The organism is Curtobacterium sp. MCLR17_032, from assembly GCF_003234795.2.
In the GTDB taxonomy this organism is placed as follows: domain Bacteria; phylum Actinomycetota; class Actinomycetes; order Actinomycetales; family Microbacteriaceae; genus Curtobacterium.
The window spans coordinates 1,868,489-1,886,408 of record NZ_CP126268.1 but is presented as its reverse complement, the minus strand read 5'-3'; the positions used below and the strand labels follow the sequence as shown (position 1 = coordinate 1,886,408).

The following is a 17,920-nucleotide window of genomic DNA, read 5'->3' as shown; positions in this document are numbered from 1 at the left end:
GGGACTAGGAGTACCACGGTCCCGCTGCCGATCCGCGCGAGGATGGGTGCATGAGCGAGTTCGCCGACGTCCTGCGGTCCTGGCGCGACCGGGTCAGCCCCGCCGAGGTCGGTCTGCCCGCCGGCGCCGGCCGGCGGACCGCGGGGCTCCGGCGTGAGGAGCTCGCGGCCCTCGCCGGCGTCAGCGTCGACTACGTCGTGCGTCTCGAGCAGGGCCGTGCGACCAACCCGTCACCGCAGCTGCTCGCCGCCCTGGCCACCGCGCTCCGTCTGACCGAGCCGGAGCGGGACCACCTGTTCCGGGTCGCCGGCGCCGCTCCCCCGTCCCGCGGGCTCGTCCCCCGGCACATCACGCCCGGCGTGCAGCGGATCGTTGACCGGCTGACGGACGTGCCGCTCGCCGTGTTCACCGCCAGCCACGACCTGCTGCACCGCAACGAGCTCTGGGCCGCGGCGACGGGCGACGGCGACCGGTGGCAGGGGCGCTCGGCGAACCTGGTCTGGCAGTTCTTCACCGACGGCCACGCCGGGGTCGACTTCGACGACGAGCACGCCGAGGCCTTCGCGTCGGACCTGGCCGCCGACCTCCGCACCGCGCTCGGTCGCTACCCGGACGACCGCCACCTCGCTGAGCTCGTGCGGGACCTGCGGGCGACGAGCCCCGAGTTCGAGCGGCGCTGGGGTGAGGCCCGGATCGCCGAGCACCGGACCAGCCGCAAGACCCTGCGGACGCCGGTCGGCCCGATCGAGGTCGACTGCGACACCCTCTCGGTGCCGGGCAGCGACCTGCGGATCGTCGTCTACACGGTGGTCCCCGGCAGCGAGGACGCGTCGCGACTCGACCTGCTGCGGGTCACGGGCCTCCAGCGCGTCTGACCCTCCGCGGGACGCAACGTGGGCGGCACCGCGCAACGGAGTACCGCTGCGAGGAACCGCCCACGTTGCGTCTTGCGAGAGGACTACTCGCCGAAGCCGGACCGAACCAGGTCGGCCAGGGCGTCGACCGCGGCGCGTGCGTCGGGGCCGGAGGCCTCGATCGTCACCGCCGCCCCCTTCGGCAGCGCGAGCGCCATGATCGCCAGCAGGCTCTTCGCGTCGACGCCGTTCACCCGGACGGACGCGTCGTGCTTCGCGGCGGTCTTCACGAACTCCGCGGCGGGACGTGCGTGCAGGCCGGACGCGTTGACCAGCTCCACGGTGGCGGACGCGTGGGTCCCGTCGGCCGCAGCAGCGTGGGTCCCGTCGGCCGCACCGGCGTCGGTCACGTGGGGCGCGCCTCCCGGGAGGCCCGTGGCCGCGTCGTCGGGACCGGCGTCGGTCTCGGCACCGGCAGCGCTGGCAGCAGCCGCCAGGACCGCGTCGACGTCACCGCCGGTCTGGGCGGCGACCGCCGCGGCGACGGTCCCCTCGACGATCGGGGCGTCCGAGACGTGGACCCGTGCACGCAGGTCGTCGTCGAGGAAGTCGAGCGCGGTGTCCGTCGTGAGGTAGGCCGATCCGAGGTCGCAGAGCACGACGATGCCCTCCGCTCCGGCGAGCTGGTCGATGCCGGCGGTGATCGCCTCGAACGAGGTGCCGATGCCGCCCTCGTCGGTGCCGCCCGCTGCGACGAGCTGCACGTCGCCGGCCATCTGCCGGGCGATGTCGACCGTGCCCTGAGCGACGGCGGCGCTGTGCGAGACGACGAGGATGCCGACGCTCATGCCGCGTCCACGGCCGCGCGCAGGACGTAGGCGCTCGACTGGGCGCCCGGGTCGCGGTGCCCGACGGCACGGTCGCCGAGGTAGCTCGCACGGCCCTTCCGGGCGACGAGTGCGTCGGTCGACTCCGCGCCGGTGGCGGCGGCGTCGGCGGCCGCGGCGAGCACGCGCTCCGGGGTCTCCCCCGCGGCAGCTGCCGCAGCTGCCGCGTCGACGGCCGGCGTCCACGCGTCGATCATCGTCTTGTCGCCGACCTCGGCCTTGCCGCGGGAGACGACGCCGTCACGCGCCGCGGTGAGGACCGCGACGAGCGTGTCGGCGTCGAGCTCCGCGGCGTCGCCGGCGGCCTGTGCCGCCTTGAGGTACGCGGTGCCGAACAGCGGACCGGCCGCACCACCGACCGTGGAGATGAGCTTGGTCGCCACGAGCTTGAACACGGCGCCTGGGGTCTCGAGGTCCGCGTCGTCGAGCGCGACGAGCACCGCCCGGAACCCGCGGTCGAGGTTCTCACCGTGGTCGCCGTCACCGATCTCGCGGTCGAGCGTGATCAGCTCTGCCCGGTGCTCGTCGATCGTGGCGGCGGTGCGGCGGAACCAGTCGATGGCCCAGGCGGTGTCGAGCGACAAGGTGTGTCCCTTCGTGCGGCCGGCCCGTGGGTCGGCGTCGTGAGCGGAGTCGTCGTGCGGTGTCAGCGCCCCCAGCGGAGCGACGGCGTCTCCACCGGCGCGTCCCAGAGTGCCGTGAGGTCCTCGTCGAGCACCGTGACGGTGAGCGAGAACCCCTGCATCTCGAGGGAGGTGACGTAGTTGCCGACCAGGCTACGCGCGACCGTGTAGCCACGATCCGACAGGACCTCGGCGGCGCGTCGGTAGGCGATGTAGAGCTCCGACTGCGGCGTGCCGCCCATGCCGTTGACGAGCAGGAGCAGCTGCGAGCCGGCGGGTGCCTGCAGGTCGGTCAGGATCGGCTCGAGCACCCGGTCGACCAGTTCGTTGGCCGGGGCCATCGGGATGCGCTCGCGACCGGGCTCGCCGTGGATGCCGATGCCGAGTTCGACCTCGTCGTCGGCCAGCGTGAACGAGGGCTCGCCGGCGTGCGGGACGGTGCCGGAGGCCAGCGCGAGCCCCATGGACCGGGTCACCTCGTTGACGTGCCGGGCCACCGCCGCGACGGCGTCCAGGTCGTCACCGCGCTCGGCGGCGGCGCCGGCACACTTCTCGACGACGACCGTGCCGGCCACGCCACGGCGACCGGCGGTGAAGAGCGAGTCCTGCACGGCGACGTCGTCGTCGACCACGACGCTCTCGACCCGGACGTCGTCCATCGCGGCGAGCTCGGCGGCGGTCTCGAAGTTCAGGACGTCCCCGGTGTAGTTCTTCACGATGTGGAGCACGCCCGCTCCCCCGTCGACGGCCTTCGTGGCGGCGACGATCGGGTCGGGGGTCGGGCTGGTGAACACCGGGCCCGGCACGGCGGCGTCGAGCATGCCGTGTCCGACGAAGCCGGCGTGCAGGGGCTCGTGGCCGCTGCCGCCGCCGCTGACGATGCCGACCTTGCCGCTGACCGGGGCGTCGCGGCGGTGCAGGTGGACCGGGTCCTCGACCAGCACCACGTGTTCGGCATGGGCGAGGGCGAACCCCCGGACGGTCTCGATGACGACGTCGTGCGGGTCGTTGATGAGCTTCTTCATGCTGCGCCTCCGGGAGTGCGACGAGGGTGTGACACGGGTACGACACGGATGTCCGGCACCGGTCCACCGTCTGCACACCGCCGACGTCGTCCGGAGTCGGCTCACTGTACCGCCGGGACGTGTCCGCGCCAGCGGTCGTTCCGGGTGCCTGTGCCGCCGAGCTGCACGTTCGTGCAGCGGTCGCTCGTCCCGAGCCCCTTCCCGAGTCCTCGCGCATCCACGACCGGTGCACGTCCGTTCACTTTCGCCGGAATGCGGTTCGTGTCCATCACCCTCCGGAAATCCCCAGCACTATGCTCGGGCTCAATAACTCGACGGGGAGTGCCGGTGCTCAGCCGGGCCCCCGACCACAGCAAATCGGAGGTACCGGTGGACGACATCGGCGTCAAATTCCTGTCTGAGCTCGTCGGCACGGCGATGCTCATCATCCTGGGTGGCGGCGTGGTCGCCGCGGTCTCCCTCACGAAGTCCAAGGGCTTCGGCGCAGGCTTCCTCATGGTCACGATCGGTTGGGGCTTCGCGGTCTTCGCCGGCGTCACCGTCTCGTACAAGTCCGGCGGCCAGCTGAACCCCGCCGTGACCATCGCGCAGGCCATCATCGGCAACATCACCGTCGGCGAGATGTTCCTCTTCTGGCTCGCACAGCTCATCGGTGCGATCATCGGTGCCGTCATCGTCTGGCTCGCCTACAAGCAGCACTTCGACGAGGAGCCCGACCCCGCGGCGAAGCTCGGCGTCTTCTCGACCGGCCCCGCGATCCGCAACTACGCGTGGAACCTGGTGACCGAGATCATCGGCACGTTCGTCCTCGTGTTCGTCGTCCTCGCCTTCACGAACGGCAAGACGCCGACCGAACTCGGCGCCATCCCGGTCGCCTTCCTGGTGATCGCGATCGGTGTCTCGCTCGGTGGCCCGACCGGCTACGCGATCAACCCGGCCCGTGACCTCGGCCCGCGCATCGCGCACGCCTTCCTGCCCATCAAGGGCAAGGGCACCAGCGACTGGTCCTACGCCTGGGTCCCGGTCGTCGGCCCGCTCGTCGGTGGCACGATCGCCGCGCTGCTCGCCGGACCGCTGCTCCCGATGGCGTAGCTCGTCCCCGCACCAGCACGACGCACGACGCACGACCAGCACCACCCGCGCGGCCGCCGCACTGCACCTCCGACGTGGCGGCCGCGTCCCACCCAGCGCGTCCAGGCGCGCCGCACCACCCGCACAACCCGCACCACCTGAGCGACCGGGTCGACCCGTCCCGTCCGCAGCACCGAACACCGTCGTAAGGAGCACCAATGGCCGACTACATCGTCGCCATCGACCAGGGCACGACCAGCACGCGAGCGATCGTCTTCGACCACTCCGGGTCGATCGTCTCCGTCGGTCAGAAGGAACACGAGCAGATCTTCCCGCGCGCCGGTTGGGTCGAGCACGACCCGGCGGAGATCTGGGACAACACCCGCGAGGTCATCGGCCAGGCACTCTCCCGCGCCGACATCACCCGCCACGACGTCGCCGCCGTGGGCATCACCAACCAGCGTGAGACCGCCGTCGTCTGGGACCGCACCACCGGCAAGGCCGTCTACAACGCCATCGTCTGGCAGGACACCCGCACCCAGGCGCTCGTCGACAAGCTCGCCGACGGTGACACCGACCGCTACAAGGCCATCGTGGGCCTGCCCCTGGCGACGTACTTCGCCGGTACCAAGATCATGTGGATCCTCGAGAACGTCGAGGGCGCCCGTGAGAAGGCGGAGGCCGGCGACCTGCTCTTCGGCACCACCGACACCTGGGTCCTCTGGAACCTGACCGGCGGCACCGACGGCGGCGTCCACAAGACCGACGTCACCAACGCCTCGCGCACCCTGTTCATGGACCTCGAGACGCTGCAGTGGCGCGACGACATCCTGGCCGACTTCGGTGTGCCGAAGTCGATGCTCCCCGAGATCGTCAGCTCCTCCGAGGTCTACGGCCACGTCGAGTCCTCGAGCCTCCTCCGCGAGGTCCCGATCGCCGGCATCCTGGGCGACCAGCAGGCAGCGACCTTCGGCCAGGCCGCGTTCGACCAGGGCGAGTCGAAGAACACCTACGGCACCGGTAACTTCCTCATCTTCAACACGGGCACGGACATCGTCCGCTCGGAGAACGGGCTGCTCACGACCGTCGGCTACAAGCTCGGCGACCAGGAGACGCACTACGCACTCGAGGGGTCGATCGCCGTCACCGGGTCGCTCATCCAGTGGCTCCGCGACAACCTCGGCATCATCGGCAGCGCGCCCGAGGTCGAGACCCTCGCCAAGTCGGTCGAGGACAACGGTGGCGTCTACTTCGTCCCCGCCTTCTCCGGCCTCTTCGCCCCGTACTGGCGTCCGGACGCCCGTGGCGCGCTCGTCGGCCTCACCCGCTACGTCAACAAGGGCCACATCGCGCGTGCCGCCCTCGAGGCCACGGCACTGCAGACCCGCGAGGTCCTGGACGCCGTCAACGCCGACTCGGGCGTCGAACTCACCGAGCTCAAGGTCGACGGTGGCATGACCGCCAACGACGCGCTGATGCAGTTCCAGGCCGACATCCTCGACGTCCCCGTGGTCCGCCCGGTGGTCGCCGAGACGACGGCCCTCGGTGCCGCCTACGCCGCCGGTCTGGCCGTCGGGTTCTGGGCGAACCTCGACGAGCTCCGTGCCAACTGGCAGGAGGACAAGCGGTGGACGCCGTCCATGGACGCCGAGGAGCGCGAGCGCACGCTGCGACTCTGGAAGAAGGCCGTCACGAAGACCTTCGACTGGGTCGACGAGGACGTCCGCTGACGTCGGTCGTCTGACCGACCACGCAACGACGGGAGGCCCGTACCGGTTCCGCAGAACCGGTACGGGCCTCCCGTCGTTGCGTGGTGCGCGCGACCCGACGCGTCCGCCGGTCGGGTGTCGGCGACTCAGGCCGACGTCGGGGCCGGCGCCACACCCACCCACTCGTCCAGTTTGCGCATGGCGGCGCCGGAATCGATCGAGTCCGACGCGATGACCAGCTGCTCGCGGAAGCGCTGCAGGATCGGGCGGTCCGCCTCGGTCGGGTCCTGCGCGAGGCGGAAGGACACGAGCCCGGCGGCGGCGTTCAACAGGACGATGTCGCGGACCGGCCCGGTCTCCCCCGCGAGCACCGTGCGGACGATGGCCGCGTTCTCCGCCGGCTCGCCGCCGAGCAGGTCCTCGGTCCGGGCGCGAGGGATGCCGAGGTCACGCGGGTCGAGGTCGTGCTCGGTGATGCGGCCACCGGACACCTCCCAGATGTGGCTGTGGCCGGTGGTGGTGAGTTCGTCGAGGCCGTCGTCGCCGCGGAACACGAGTGCGGTCGCTCCCCGGGTCTGGAACACGCCCGTGATGATCGGCACGAGTTCGAGCTGCGCCACGCCCACCGCGTTCGCCTCGCACCGCGCCGGGTTCACCAGCGGGCCGAGGAAGTTGAACACCGTCGGGACCCCGATCTCCCGCCGGACCGGGGCTGCGTGGGCGAATCCGGGGTGGAACGCGCTGGCGAAGGCGAAGGTCAGACCGACACGCCGGAACGTCTCGGCGACACGCGCGGCGTCCATCGTGAGGTCGAGGCCGAGCGCGGCGAGCACGTCGCTCGAGCCGGACTTGGACGAGCTCGCGCGGTTGCCGTGCTTGACGACGGGCACGCCCGCGGCGGCGATGACGATCGCGGCCATGGTCGAGACGTTGACCGTGCCGACCACGTCCCCGCCGGTCCCGACGATGTCGAGCGCCATCGGGTCGACGTCGAGCGGGACGGCGGCGTCGAGGATCGCGTCGCGGAAACCGACCACCTCGTCGACGGTCTCGCCCTTGGCGCGGAGGGCCACGGCGAAGGCCGCGATCTGTGCGGACGTGGCCTTCCCCTGCACGATCTGCTCCATGGCCCATGTGGACTGCCTGATCGAGAGGTCCTCGCGCGCCATGAGCGCGCTGATCACGGCCGGCCAGGTGAGTGCGTCAGACATGGCTCGATCGTACTGATTCTGGAGGACCCGCCAGTTGCCTGCGAAAACACTGTCGGGGGTTTCCGCCATAATGGAAGACGTGACAAGCACCCCTCTCTCCAGATCCGTCAGCGGTCCGGTCTTGAACAGGCCGAACCCCGTTGCCGTGGGGACGATCGTGTGGCTGGGCAGCGAGGTCATGTTCTTCGCCGGCCTGTTCGCGATCTACTTCACGCTGCGAAGCACCTCCCCCGAGCTCTGGGCAACCGAGAGCGCCAAGCTCGAGGTGCCGTTCGCGTCGGTGAACACCATCGTCCTGGTGCTGTCGAGCTTCGCCTGCCAGTTCGCGGTCTTCGCTGCCGAGCGGTTCCAGGTGCACCGCACCAGCTGGAACCCCAAGGACTGGGGCATGACGGAGTGGTTCTTCGTCACCTACTGCATGGGCGCGATCTTCGTCTGTGGGCAGATCTTCGAGTACGCCAACCTCTGGCACGAGGGCATGACGCTCTCCTCGAGCGCCTACGGCTCCGCGTTCTACATGACCACCGGCTTCCACGGTCTGCACGTGACCGGCGGTCTCATCGCCTTCCTCCTCACGCTCGGGCGTGGGTTCGCCGCGAAGAACTTCGGGCACAAGGAAGCCACCACCGCGATCGTCGTGTCGTACTACTGGCACTTCGTCGACGTCGTGTGGATCGGTCTCTTCGCCGTCATCTACCTCCTCAAGTGAGAATCAGGCAGCCCCACAGCATGTTCAACACATCGAAGAAGAACAAGAAGGGTCGTCGCTCCCCCCTGGCGACCGTGTCCCTCCTCGCCGTCGCACTCATGACGACGGGTGGTGCGTACGCACTGTTCAGCACGTCGGCCAACGCCGACGACAGCACCAACACGACACTGGCCGCATCCAGCCAGTCGCAGGTCAACGAGGGCCAGAAGCTCTTCGCGTCGAACTGCGCCACCTGCCACGGCCTCTCCGCCCAGGGCACCAGCGAGGGCCCGTCCCTCATCGGTGTCGGCGCCGCCTCGGTCGACTTCCAGGTCGGCACCGGGCGCATGCCGCTCGCCGCCCAGGGTCCCCAGGGTGAAGAGAAGCCCGAGCAGTTCACGGACCAGCAGGTCGACGCCATGGCTGCCTACGTCGCCTCCCTCGGCCCCGGCCCGTCGATCCCCTCGACGAAGCTCACCGACGGCGCCGAGGGCGATGCCGCCGAAGGTGCCGAGCTCTTCCGCATCAACTGCGCGATGTGCCACAACGTCGCCGGTGCCGGTGGCGCCCTGACCGAGGGCAAGTACGCGCCGAACCTGCGCGACGTCTCCGGCAAGCACATCTACGAGGCCATGCTCACCGGCCCGCAGAACATGCCGGTCTTCAACGACCTGAACCTGACCCCGGACCAGAAGGCCGACGTCATCACGTACCTCAAGTACGTGCAGGACAACAAGTCGCCCGGTGGCTTCGGTCTGGGTGACCTCGGCCCGGTGGCCGAGGGCCTGTTCATCTGGATCTTCGGTCTCGGAGCGGTCGTCGCGATGACCGTCTGGCTGACCGCGAAGACCAACTGATCGTCCGTGTCGCACGACACTGAAGGGAACACCATGGCAGAGCACGACGACGAGGCACTGAACTCGTCCTCGGCTGTCGAGAAGCACGGCGCCACGGAGCCGGTCGGGACCGCTGTCCTGCCGCACGAGCCGTTCGAGAACCCGGGCGAGCCGCCGCACCGCGCCCGCCGCACGGACGTCGACCCGAAGAAGCAGCGCTTGGCCGAGCGCCAGGTCGCGACGTTCTTCTACGTGTCGATCGTCGCCAGCGTCCTGTCGATCGCCGCGTACATCGCCTTCCCGATCGACCCGAACGACTTCGGCACGGTCCGCACCGCGAACCTCTTCCTCGGCCTCTCCATCACGCTCGCGCTGCTGGCTCTGGGCATCGGTGCCGTCTACTGGTCGAAGACGCTCGTCTCCGACCGCGAGATCACCGAGATGCGCCACACTACGCGTGGCACGGACGCCACCCGCGCCAAGGCGGTCGAAGCCTTCCAGCTCGCCGACAAGGAGTCCGGGTTCAGCCGTCGCAAGCTGATCCGCAACTCCCTCATCGGCGCCCTGGTGGCCTTCCCCCTCCCCGGCATCGTCCTGGTGCGCGACCTCGCGCCGAAGGAAGACCCGAACGAGCTGCTCCGTCACACCTTCTGGAAGTCGGGCCTGCGCCTGACCAAGGACCCGACGGGTCTGCCGATCAAGGCCTCCGACGTCACCATCGGATCGGTGTTCCACGTCATCCCCGAGGGCATGCTCGACTCCGAGCACATGCTCGAGGAGAAGGCGAAGGCCGCCGTCCTCTTGATGCGCCTGGACCCGAAGGACCTGAACCCCGCCAAGGGCCACGAGAACTGGGGCTACGACGGCATCGTCGCGTACTCCAAGATCTGCACCCACGTCGGATGCCCGGTCGCGCTCTACGAGCAGCAGACGCACCACCTGCTGTGCCCGTGCCACCAGTCCACCTTCGATGTCTCGAACAACTGCGAGGTCATCTTCGGACCGGCGGCCCGCCCCCTTCCCCAACTTCCGATCTCGGTCGATGACGACGGCTACCTGGTCGCACAGAGCGACTTCCACGAGCCGGTCGGCCCGTCCTTCTGGGAGCGTGCCCGCTCATGAGCAGCACAACGACCACATCCCCCACCACCGAGTCGACGAACAAGCCGGCTCCTGACCGTGGTTCGCGACTGATCAACTACACCGCGAACTACATCGACGAGCGCACCAGCATCTCCGGCCTGGTGAAGGAGGTCGGACGCAAGATCTTCCCCGACCACTGGAGCTTCATGCTCGGTGAAGTCGCGCTCTACAGCTTCGTCGTCGTCCTGCTCTCGGGGACCTTCCTGACGTTCTTCTACCAGGCGTCCATGGCCGAGGTCGTCTACAACGGCACCTACGTCCCGCTCAAGGGCGTGGACATGTCGGTGGCGCTGCAGTCGACGCTGAACATCTCGTTCGAGATCCGCGGCGGCCTGTTCGTCCGGCAGATCCACCACTGGGCAGCACTGCTGTTCGTGGCCTCGGTCATGCTGCACATGGCCCGCGTGTTCTTCACCGGTGCGTTCCGCAAGCCGCGAGAGCTCAACTGGGTCTTCGGCTTCGTGCTCTGGGTCCTCGCCATGGCCGAGGGCTTCACCGGCTACTCGCTCCCCGACGACCTGCTCTCCGGCAACGGCCTGCGCATCATCGTCGGCATGATCGAGGGTGTCCCGGTCATCGGTGTCTGGATCGCCTACCTGCTCTTCGGTGGCGAGTTCCCCGGTACCGACATCGTCGGCCGCCTGTACACGCTGCACATCCTGCTGCTGCCGGCGATCCTCGTCGCGGTGCTCGGTGTCCACCTCGTGCTCGTCGTCATCAACAAGCACACCCAGTACGCCGGCCCCGGCAAGACCAACGACAACGTCGTGGGCGTCCCGATCCTCCCGGCGTTCGCCGCGAAGGCCGGTGGCTTCTTCTTCATCGTCGCGGGCATCCTCGCCGCCATCGCGTCGTTCTTCACGATCAACCCGATCTGGAACTACGGCCCGTACGACCCGTCCCCCGTGTCCGCCGGTACCCAGCCTGACTGGTACATCGGCTTCGCGGACGGTGCGCTCCGTCTGGTGCCGCCGCACTGGGAGGTCAACTGGTTCGGCTACACGGTCTCGTTCAACATCCTCGTGCCGATCGCGATCCTCATGGGTCTCATCGTGACGATCTTCGTGTACCCGTTCATCGAGGCCTGGGTCACCGGCGACAAGCGTGAGCACCACATCGCCGACCGCCCGCGCAACGCCCCGACCCGCACCGCGATCGGTGTCGCCGGCATCACGCTCTACGGTGCCCTGTTCACCGCGGCGTCGTCGGACCTCATCGCGACCCACTTCATGGTGTCGATCAACCACGTGATCCACGTGCTCCAGGCAACGACGGTCCTCGGCCCGTTCGTCGCCTTCTGGATCACGAAGCGTGTCTGCCTCGCACTGCAGAAGAAGGACCGCGAGATCGTCCTCCACGGGTACGAGTCGGGCCGTATCGTCCGACTGCCGCACGGTGAGTACATCGAGGTCCACGAGCAGCTCGACGAGTACGAGCGCTGGCGTCTGCTCGAGTTCAACGACTACAAGCCGCTGATGATCCGCCCGGACTCCCGCGGCCGCATCACCTCGCTGCAGAAGGCCCGTGCACGTGCCTCCCGCTTCTTCTTCGAAGACCGCATCGAGCCGGTGTCGAAGAACGAGCTCGAAGCCGCACACGCCGCCCACCACGGTCCGGACCTCGAAGGGACCCACCAGGCCCCGCAGGTCGGTGCCGGTAGATAACACTTCTCGGCAAGAACGCAAGCACCCCTCGTCCACTTCGTGGTCGGGGGGTGCTTGCGTTCTGCCTCAAGACACCGGACACGCCGCCCCAGTTCACGGGGCGTTCAGACGGCAGTGCTGGAATCGTCGAGGACGGTGTGGCACTGTGTTGCACCACGCACCCGCTGCCAACGGAAGAAGAGACCGATGGACGCCCGGACGGCTGAACACCCCAGGCCGAACCACTTCCTGCTCCACCTCAGCGACACCCACCTCATCGCCGGCGACGGCGCGCTCTACGGAGCCGTCGACTCCGCCGCACGACTCGGCCAGATCATCGCGGAGATCGAGGCCTCCGGCTCCCGCCCGGAAGCGATCGTCATCACCGGCGACGTCGCCGACAAGGGTGAACCCGGCGCCTACGTCAAGGTGCGCGACATCATCGAACCCGCCGCCGAACGCCTCGGCGCGCAGGTCATCTGGGCGATGGGCAACCACGATGAACGCGGGGCCTTCCGGCAGGAGCTCTTCGGCCTGCAGCCCACCGACCGTCCGGTGGACTTCGTCTACGACGTCAACGGTCTCCGCGTCATCACGCTCGACACGAGCGTCCCCGGGCACCACCACGGCGAGGTCTCCCCCGAGCAGCTCGACTGGCTCGCCGAGGTCCTGTCCGAAGCGGCTCCGCACGGCACCATCCTGGCGATGCACCACCCGCCGGTGCCCAGCGTCCAGGACCTCACCGTCCTCGTCGAACTGCGCGACCAGCCCGCCCTCGCCGAGGTGGTCGAGGGCAGCGACATCCTCACCATCATCGCCGGCCACCTGCACTACTCGACCAGTGCCGTGTTCGCCGGCATCCCCGTCTCCGTCGCCAGCGCCACCTGCTACACGCAGGACCTCAACGAGTTCCAGGGCGGCACCCGTGGCCGCGACGGTGCCCAGTCGTTCAACCTGATGCACGTCTACGGCCACCAGGTCGTGCACTCGGTCGTGCCGATCGGCACCTACTCGACCGTCGGGGAACCCGTTTCGTCGATCGAGACCGAAGCCCGTCTCGCTGCGGCCGGCGTCGTGATCCCGTCGGCCGTCGAGCCAGCGCCCGTCACGGCGTCCATGCCGGTGTTCACGCTCGACTCGGTGCCGGTGTCCCCGATCCACCGCTGAGCGCCCAGGAGGGCCAGCCACGGCCCTCCCGGAGCAGCCTCAGGTGCCGGAGCAGCCTCAGGCGCTGGGGCGTTCCCAGGGTGCCGGGAACGGGAAGTAACGCTCGAGGAAGTCGGTGACGCGCTCGGTGCGCTCTTCGTCGCTGACCTCCGGGAAGCTGCCGTCGTTCAGGCAGAACATGTCGACGTTCCGCTTCTTCAACAGCTCGTCGAGCTCGCGGAGACCGGCCTCCATCGTCGTGTCGATGTACCCGACGGTGGCGTTCTCCTGGATGATCGCCCGACCCGTCAGCAGCGCGTAGTAGTGGTACAGGGAGTTCGTCACGGAGATGTTGTCGGCCGCGCGGAACCGGGAGCCGGCGGTCGCCGCGAACTCCGCCGCGAACTCGTGCTCCATCTCGGTCATGATGCTCTTCCGCAACGGCGTCGCCGCGTGCTCGAGGTGCCGGGTCGTGACCGCACCGAACCGCTGCTGCAGGAGCTTCCGGTTCACCCGCGCCGAGTTCTCGAACCCGCTGCGCGCCGGGTTGTTCGTCCCGAGACCGATCCGCGTGATCGCCAGGATGAACTTCGTCACCGAGCCCGGGCTGAAGAACATCGACGGGTCGACCTGGCGCCCGAAGAACATGTCGTCGTTCGAGTAGATGAAGTGCTCGCTCAGCCCCGGGATGTGGTGCAGCTGCGCCTCGACGGCCTGCGAGTTGTGCGTCGGCAGGACGGACGGGTCGGCGAAGAACTCCTCGCTGCGGACGATCCGGACCTTCGGGTGGTCGGCGAGCCACTCCGGCGCCGGTGAGTCCGTCGCGATGTAGATGCGCCGGATCCACGGCGCGAAGATGTGCACCGACCGCAGGGCGTACTTCAGCTCGTTGATCTGCCGGAAGCGGGCCGGGGCGTCGTCGCCCTCCCCCAGCACGGCGCTCGCCTGCGCGGCCTGACGGGCGCGCTGGTACTCGATCGCGTTGCCGTCGACCCACGAGAACACGATGTCGATCGGGAAGCGGATGTCGGACACGTGGTCGTCGAACATGTGCTCGACCGTGGACCAGCCGCGGCCGTAGCGCTCGATGTCGACGAGGACGAACTCCTCGATCGGCAGACTGCGGCGCATCAGGGCGTTCTCGACGGGAGCCAGGACCTCGGTCTCGGTGACGCGCCAGAACTCGAGCTGCACACTCGTCTCGGCGCCGTAGCGCAGGCGTCCCATCGGCTCGAGCCGGGGACGGAACAGGCGGAGCACGGGCTCGTCGGCCGAGCCGAAGCCGTCGTCCACGACGAGCAGGGCGGCCTTGCCCGGCGGCTTCGCGTAGAAGGGCTCCCCCGCGGCGGCGTCCATCACGGCGCTCTCGGCACGCTGACGGTCGCGCTCGTCGATGGCGATGACGGGCCGCTGGTCGTTGCCGCGGATCAGCAGGTGGTCGACGTCGGCCGCGGTGAGGGCGTCGTCGAGGAACAGCAGGTCCTCGATCATCGACTGCTGGGGCGTGAGGTGCCCGTTGATGAGGGTGAGCCGTCCCTTGCGGAGGACGACGTCAGGACGGTCGAGACCGCCGGAGGACGGTCGAGGGGTCAGCAGAGGACTCTCGGTCACCGGCTCGGTCTCGTTGCTCATCCATGCCTTCCAGGTCGCACCGCCGCGCGCGATGCACAGCACGTGCGATCTTACCGGGAGGCGCGGCGTCAGTCCGCCGCGCGCGGCACCTTGACCGTGATGCCGACGACGATGAAGAGCGCCGCCGCGACCAGCTGCAGCGCCGCCCAGAGCTGCCCGGGGATCGGGAGGACCACGACCGGGTTCCAGCAGACGGCGACGGCCGCGGTGAGCACCGCTGCCCACCAGACCCGGCCGCGGATGGCGAAGACCAGCACGATGAGCGCGAGCACGGTGACGCCCCAGCGCGCGAACACGAAGGCCGACGAGTCGAGGAACGCCACGCAGGCCAGGAGCACCACGGCCGCCAGCAGCGACGGTGCGAGGGCCGGCCGGGTGAAGTCCGGGAGCGCCTGTCGGTCCCGAGCCGCCCCACCCGCCCCACGAGCGCGACCCGACCCGGCGGGGGTCGTCGACGCCGTCGAAGAGGACGGCGACGCCTGCTGCGACGACCCGATCGCGGGCCGTCCCTTCCGAGCCGTCATCGGTCCTGTGCGTCGCCGAGGTCGGCGAGCGAGATCGGGCGGGACATCGGCGGCAGCTCCCGGACACGCTCGAGTGCCGGGACGAGCTCGGCGACGTACGCGCGGTACCCGTCCTCGGTGAGGTGCAGCCCGTCGGCGGTGAAGCGCTCGTCGAGGTGGTCGCCGTCGGCCAGGGCCGGCCAGACGTCGAGGTACTGCGCGTGGCACGTGGCCACGAACTGCCGCAGGTGCCGGTTCGCCTGCTCGGTCTTCTGCGCGTACTCGGCCTGCCGCGGCAGGATCGACACGAGCAGCAGCCGGACGCCGGGCAGTGCCCGACGCAGCTGTACCAGAGCCGATTCGACGTTCCGGACGACGTGCTCCGCGCTGGCCCGGTGGTGACCGAAGTCGTTCGTGCCGATCAGCAGCACGATGACCTCGGGTGCGGCCTGCACGACCTCGTCGAGCCTCGCGAGGACACCGTCCGTGGTGTCGCCGTCGACGCCGAGGTTGATGGTCCGCTCGTCGGGGAGCCACTGGCCCCAGTCGCCGCCCGCGGTGATGCTGTCACCGAGGAACAGGACACCGCCGCCACTCGTCGTGCCGTCGTCGCTCATGCCGCCTCCTCGTGCGCTGGCTGCGCGTCGTCATTCTGGTACGTGGAGTTGCGCTGCGTCGAGTCGGTGTGGTGCGCCTCCCGTTCGGCACGGGCGGTGATCCGCTCGACCATGCCGGGGAAGATCACCCCGTGGAAGGGCAGGATGCCGTACCAGTAGAGCCGTCCGGCGAGCCCCTGCGGGAAGTAGATCGCCCGCTGGTGGTAGTCGCTGCCGCCGTCGTCGGCGGGGGTGACGGTCATCTCGAGCCAGGCACGACCGGGCGACTTGAACTCGGCGCGCAGGCGCAGGTACCGGCCGCGGACCAGCCGCTCGACGCGCCACCAGTCGAGTGCGTCGCCCTGCTCGAGCCGCTTCGGGTCGCGACGGCCGCGGCTCAGGCCGACGCCGCCGGCGATCTTGTCGAGCCAGCCGCGAGCGACCCAGGCGAGCGGGAACGAGTACCAGCCGTTCTCGCCACCGATCGACTCGACGACGCTCCACACGGCTTCCGGCGGAGCCGACGAGTGCCGCTTGCGGTCGTCGACGTAGACGGTGTGGCCGGCCCATTCCGGGTCGCTCGGCAGCGGGTCGGCCGAGCCGCTGGAGAGCGTCGCGTTGCGCCAGCTGGTGAGGACCTCGCCGCTGCGCATCTTCGCCAGCGCCAGCCGGACGGCCCGGCGGTAGGAGGTGAGCCCACCCTCGGGCTGCGGGATCACGTCGTCGATGTCGTGCTCGCGCTGCACGCACTCGAACTGCAGCGACTCGATGATCGGCGTCGCGAGCTTGCGCGGGATCGGCGTCACGACGTTGAACCAGTGCGCGGCGAGCCGCGGGGTCAGGACCGGGAGGACCGTGATCGGTCGCTGGGGCAGCTTCGCCTCGACCGCGTACCCGTTGAGCATCTGCCCGTACCGGAGGACGTCTGGGCCGCCGATGTCGAACGTGCGGTTGACGTCGGATGGGATCGTGAGCGCCTCGACGAGGTAGTACAGGACGTCGCGGACGGCGATCGGCTGGATGCGGTTCCGGACCCATCGGGGCGCCGGCATCCAGGGCAGCACGTCGGTCAGGTGGCGGATCATCTCGAACGAGGTGCTGCCCGACCCGATGACGACACCGGCCTGGAGCGCGATCGTCGGCACGCCGGAGCCGAGGAGGATCTCCCCGACCTCTCTCCGGCTGCGCAGGTGCTTGCTGAGGTCGCCGTCCGGGTGCAGGCCGCCGAGGTAGACGAAGCGCTGAACGCCGGCGTCGTGGGCGACGCGGGCCATGGTCTGCGCGGCGTCGCGTTCGGCCTGCTCGAAGTCGCCGTCCGCCCCCATGGCGTGGGCGAGGTAGTAGACCGCCTCGATGCCGTCGACCGCCGCGGACACCGCGTCAGCGTCCTGCAGGTCACCCTCGGCGACCGTGACACGGTCGTTCCAGGGAACGTCCTGCAGCTTGCGCGGGTTGCGGACGAGGACCCGGACGTCGTGCCCGGCATCGAGGAGTCTGGGGACCAGTCGACCACCGATGTACCCGGTGGCCCCGGTGACGAGGACGCGCATGCTCCGAACCGTACGCCTCGCGCCTGCTTGTAGGCTTGCCGGGTGGACAACGCATCGAACCCCGTCACCGCAGCCGCTCTCGATGCCGACTCGGTGCGTCGGCTCATCGACCACGCGATCCTCAAGCCCGAGCTGAGCCGGACCCAGGTCGACGCGCAGCTCGACGAGGCCGCCGCGCACCGGGTGTTCAGCGTCTGCGTCCGACCGGGCGACGTCCAGCACGCCGTCGAGCGCCTCCAGGGCACCGGCGTCGGCGTCGGCACCGTGATCGGCTTCCCGCACGGCACCACCTCCACCGCGGCCAAGGTCGCCGAGTCGCTGCAGGCCCTCGCCGACGGCGCCTTCGAGCTCGACATGGTGCAGGACATCGGCGCCGCGAAGTCCGGCGACTGGCAGCGCGTCGAGCGTGACGTCCGTGCCGTCGTCGACGCCGCCGGTGACACGATCGTCAAGGTCATCCTCGAGACCGCGTACCTGACCGACGACGAGGTCGTCGCCGCCAGCCGCGCCGCGGTCGCCGGGGGTGCCGCGTTCGTGAAGACCTCGACCGGGTTCGCCGGTGGTGGCGCGACCGCCGAGCACATCCGGCTCATGCGCGAGACCGTCGGCCCGGACACGGGCGTGAAGGCCTCCGGTGGCGTCCGTGGGCTCGACACGCTGCTCGAGATGGTGCAGGCCGGTGCGACGCGCATCGGCACCAGCGCCTCCGCCCGGATCCTCGACGAGGTCGCGCACCGTGTCACGACCGGCGCGTCCTCGGACCGCGGCGACGACACCTCGTCGTACTGAACCCCTCGCCCAGA

General features: G+C 69.6%; 17 protein-coding genes. 9 read left to right on the top strand and 8 right to left on the bottom strand.

From position 1 onward, the window contains the following. The first annotated feature begins 50 nt into the window (after nucleotides 1-50). Nucleotides 51-875: a helix-turn-helix domain-containing protein gene (locus DEI97_RS08920; RefSeq protein ID WP_111073469.1), complete on the top strand. Its 825-nt coding sequence runs from the start codon at nucleotides 51-53 to the stop codon at nucleotides 873-875. Nucleotides 876-958: 83 nt separating this feature from the next. On the opposite strand, the gene dhaM is transcribed toward DEI97_RS08920, so the two are convergent. The 3 genes from dhaM to dhaK all read right to left on the bottom strand — a co-directional run bounded on the left by dhaM (nucleotide 959) and on the right by dhaK (nucleotide 3,389). Next, a complete protein-coding gene (gene dhaM, locus DEI97_RS08915; RefSeq protein WP_111073468.1) occupies nucleotides 959-1,702 on the bottom strand; it encodes a dihydroxyacetone kinase phosphoryl donor subunit DhaM in 744 nt (247 codons plus the stop codon). Next, nucleotides 1,699-2,325 carry a dihydroxyacetone kinase subunit DhaL gene (dhaL, locus tag DEI97_RS08910; protein ID WP_111073467.1) on the bottom strand — a complete coding sequence of 209 codons (627 nt, stop codon included), beginning with the start codon at nucleotides 2,323-2,325 and terminating at the stop codon, nucleotides 1,699-1,701. The genes dhaM and dhaL overlap by 4 nt, the downstream gene beginning before the upstream one ends. 62 nt (nucleotides 2,326-2,387) lie before the next feature. Beyond that, on the bottom strand, nucleotides 2,388-3,389 hold the full coding sequence (gene dhaK, locus DEI97_RS08905) for a dihydroxyacetone kinase subunit DhaK (RefSeq protein WP_111073466.1): 1,002 nt from the start codon (nucleotides 3,387-3,389) through the stop codon (nucleotides 2,388-2,390). A gap of 417 nt (nucleotides 3,390-3,806) precedes the next feature. Between dhaK and DEI97_RS08900 the strand changes: the two genes are divergently transcribed. Both DEI97_RS08900 and glpK read left to right on the top strand, forming a co-directional pair. Beyond that, entirely contained in the window at nucleotides 3,807-4,481 is a 675-nt protein-coding gene (locus DEI97_RS08900) for an MIP/aquaporin family protein (protein ID WP_253467887.1), read from the top strand. Between the two features lie 197 nt (nucleotides 4,482-4,678). Continuing rightward, entirely contained in the window at nucleotides 4,679-6,190 is a 1,512-nt protein-coding gene (gene glpK / locus DEI97_RS08895; RefSeq protein WP_111073464.1) for a glycerol kinase GlpK, read from the top strand. Between the two features lie 125 nt (nucleotides 6,191-6,315). Here glpK and trpD read toward each other — a convergent pair whose 3' ends face one another. Next, nucleotides 6,316-7,380 (bottom strand): anthranilate phosphoribosyltransferase, encoded by a 1,065-nt coding sequence (gene trpD, locus DEI97_RS08890; protein WP_111073463.1) that lies wholly within the window; start codon nucleotides 7,378-7,380, stop codon nucleotides 6,316-6,318. A 70-nt stretch (nucleotides 7,381-7,450) separates the two neighbouring features. Between trpD and ctaE the strand changes: the two genes are divergently transcribed. From ctaE to DEI97_RS08865, 5 genes are all read left to right on the top strand, one after another. Continuing rightward, the gene (gene ctaE / locus DEI97_RS08885; RefSeq protein WP_110902297.1) at nucleotides 7,451-8,089 is read left to right on the top strand and encodes an aa3-type cytochrome oxidase subunit III; all 639 of its coding nucleotides are present in this window, start codon (nucleotides 7,451-7,453) and stop codon (nucleotides 8,087-8,089) included. A gap of 20 nt (nucleotides 8,090-8,109) precedes the next feature. Continuing rightward, entirely contained in the window at nucleotides 8,110-8,925 is an 816-nt protein-coding gene (gene qcrC, locus DEI97_RS08880) for a cytochrome bc1 complex diheme cytochrome c subunit (protein WP_111073462.1), read from the top strand. Between the two features lie 33 nt (nucleotides 8,926-8,958). Continuing rightward, nucleotides 8,959-10,026 carry a cytochrome bc1 complex Rieske iron-sulfur subunit gene (qcrA, locus tag DEI97_RS08875; RefSeq protein ID WP_111073461.1) on the top strand — a complete coding sequence of 356 codons (1,068 nt, stop codon included), beginning with the start codon at nucleotides 8,959-8,961 and terminating at the stop codon, nucleotides 10,024-10,026. After that, nucleotides 10,023-11,711, top strand: coding sequence for a cytochrome bc1 complex cytochrome b subunit (gene qcrB, locus DEI97_RS08870; RefSeq protein WP_111073460.1), 1,689 nt, complete (start codon nucleotides 10,023-10,025; stop codon nucleotides 11,709-11,711). Before qcrA ends, qcrB begins: the two co-directional genes overlap by 4 nt. Before the next feature lie 186 nt (nucleotides 11,712-11,897). Next, entirely contained in the window at nucleotides 11,898-12,857 is a 960-nt protein-coding gene (locus DEI97_RS08865; protein ID WP_111073459.1) for a phosphodiesterase, read from the top strand. A gap of 57 nt (nucleotides 12,858-12,914) precedes the next feature. Here DEI97_RS08865 and DEI97_RS08860 read toward each other — a convergent pair whose 3' ends face one another. From DEI97_RS08860 to DEI97_RS08845, 4 genes are all read right to left on the bottom strand, one after another. Next, a complete protein-coding gene (locus DEI97_RS08860; protein WP_111073695.1) occupies nucleotides 12,915-14,468 on the bottom strand; it encodes a stealth family protein in 1,554 nt (517 codons plus the stop codon). A 68-nt stretch (nucleotides 14,469-14,536) separates the two neighbouring features. Further along, the gene (locus tag DEI97_RS08855) at nucleotides 14,537-14,992 is read right to left on the bottom strand and encodes a DUF6804 family protein (protein WP_181439116.1); all 456 of its coding nucleotides are present in this window, start codon (nucleotides 14,990-14,992) and stop codon (nucleotides 14,537-14,539) included. Next, complete coding sequence (locus DEI97_RS08850) at nucleotides 14,989-15,588, bottom strand: GDSL-type esterase/lipase family protein (protein ID WP_111073458.1); 600 nt, start codon at nucleotides 15,586-15,588, stop codon at nucleotides 14,989-14,991. Before DEI97_RS08850 ends, DEI97_RS08855 begins: the two co-directional genes overlap by 4 nt. Beyond that, a complete protein-coding gene (locus DEI97_RS08845; RefSeq protein WP_111073457.1) occupies nucleotides 15,585-17,117 on the bottom strand; it encodes an SDR family oxidoreductase in 1,533 nt (510 codons plus the stop codon). Before DEI97_RS08845 ends, DEI97_RS08850 begins: the two co-directional genes overlap by 4 nt. Before the next feature lie 42 nt (nucleotides 17,118-17,159). On the opposite strand from DEI97_RS08845, the gene deoC reads away from it, so the two are divergent. Then, nucleotides 17,160-17,906: a deoxyribose-phosphate aldolase gene (gene deoC / locus DEI97_RS08840; protein ID WP_111073456.1), complete on the top strand. Its 747-nt coding sequence runs from the start codon at nucleotides 17,160-17,162 to the stop codon at nucleotides 17,904-17,906. The last annotated feature ends 14 nt before the right edge of the window (nucleotides 17,907-17,920 follow it).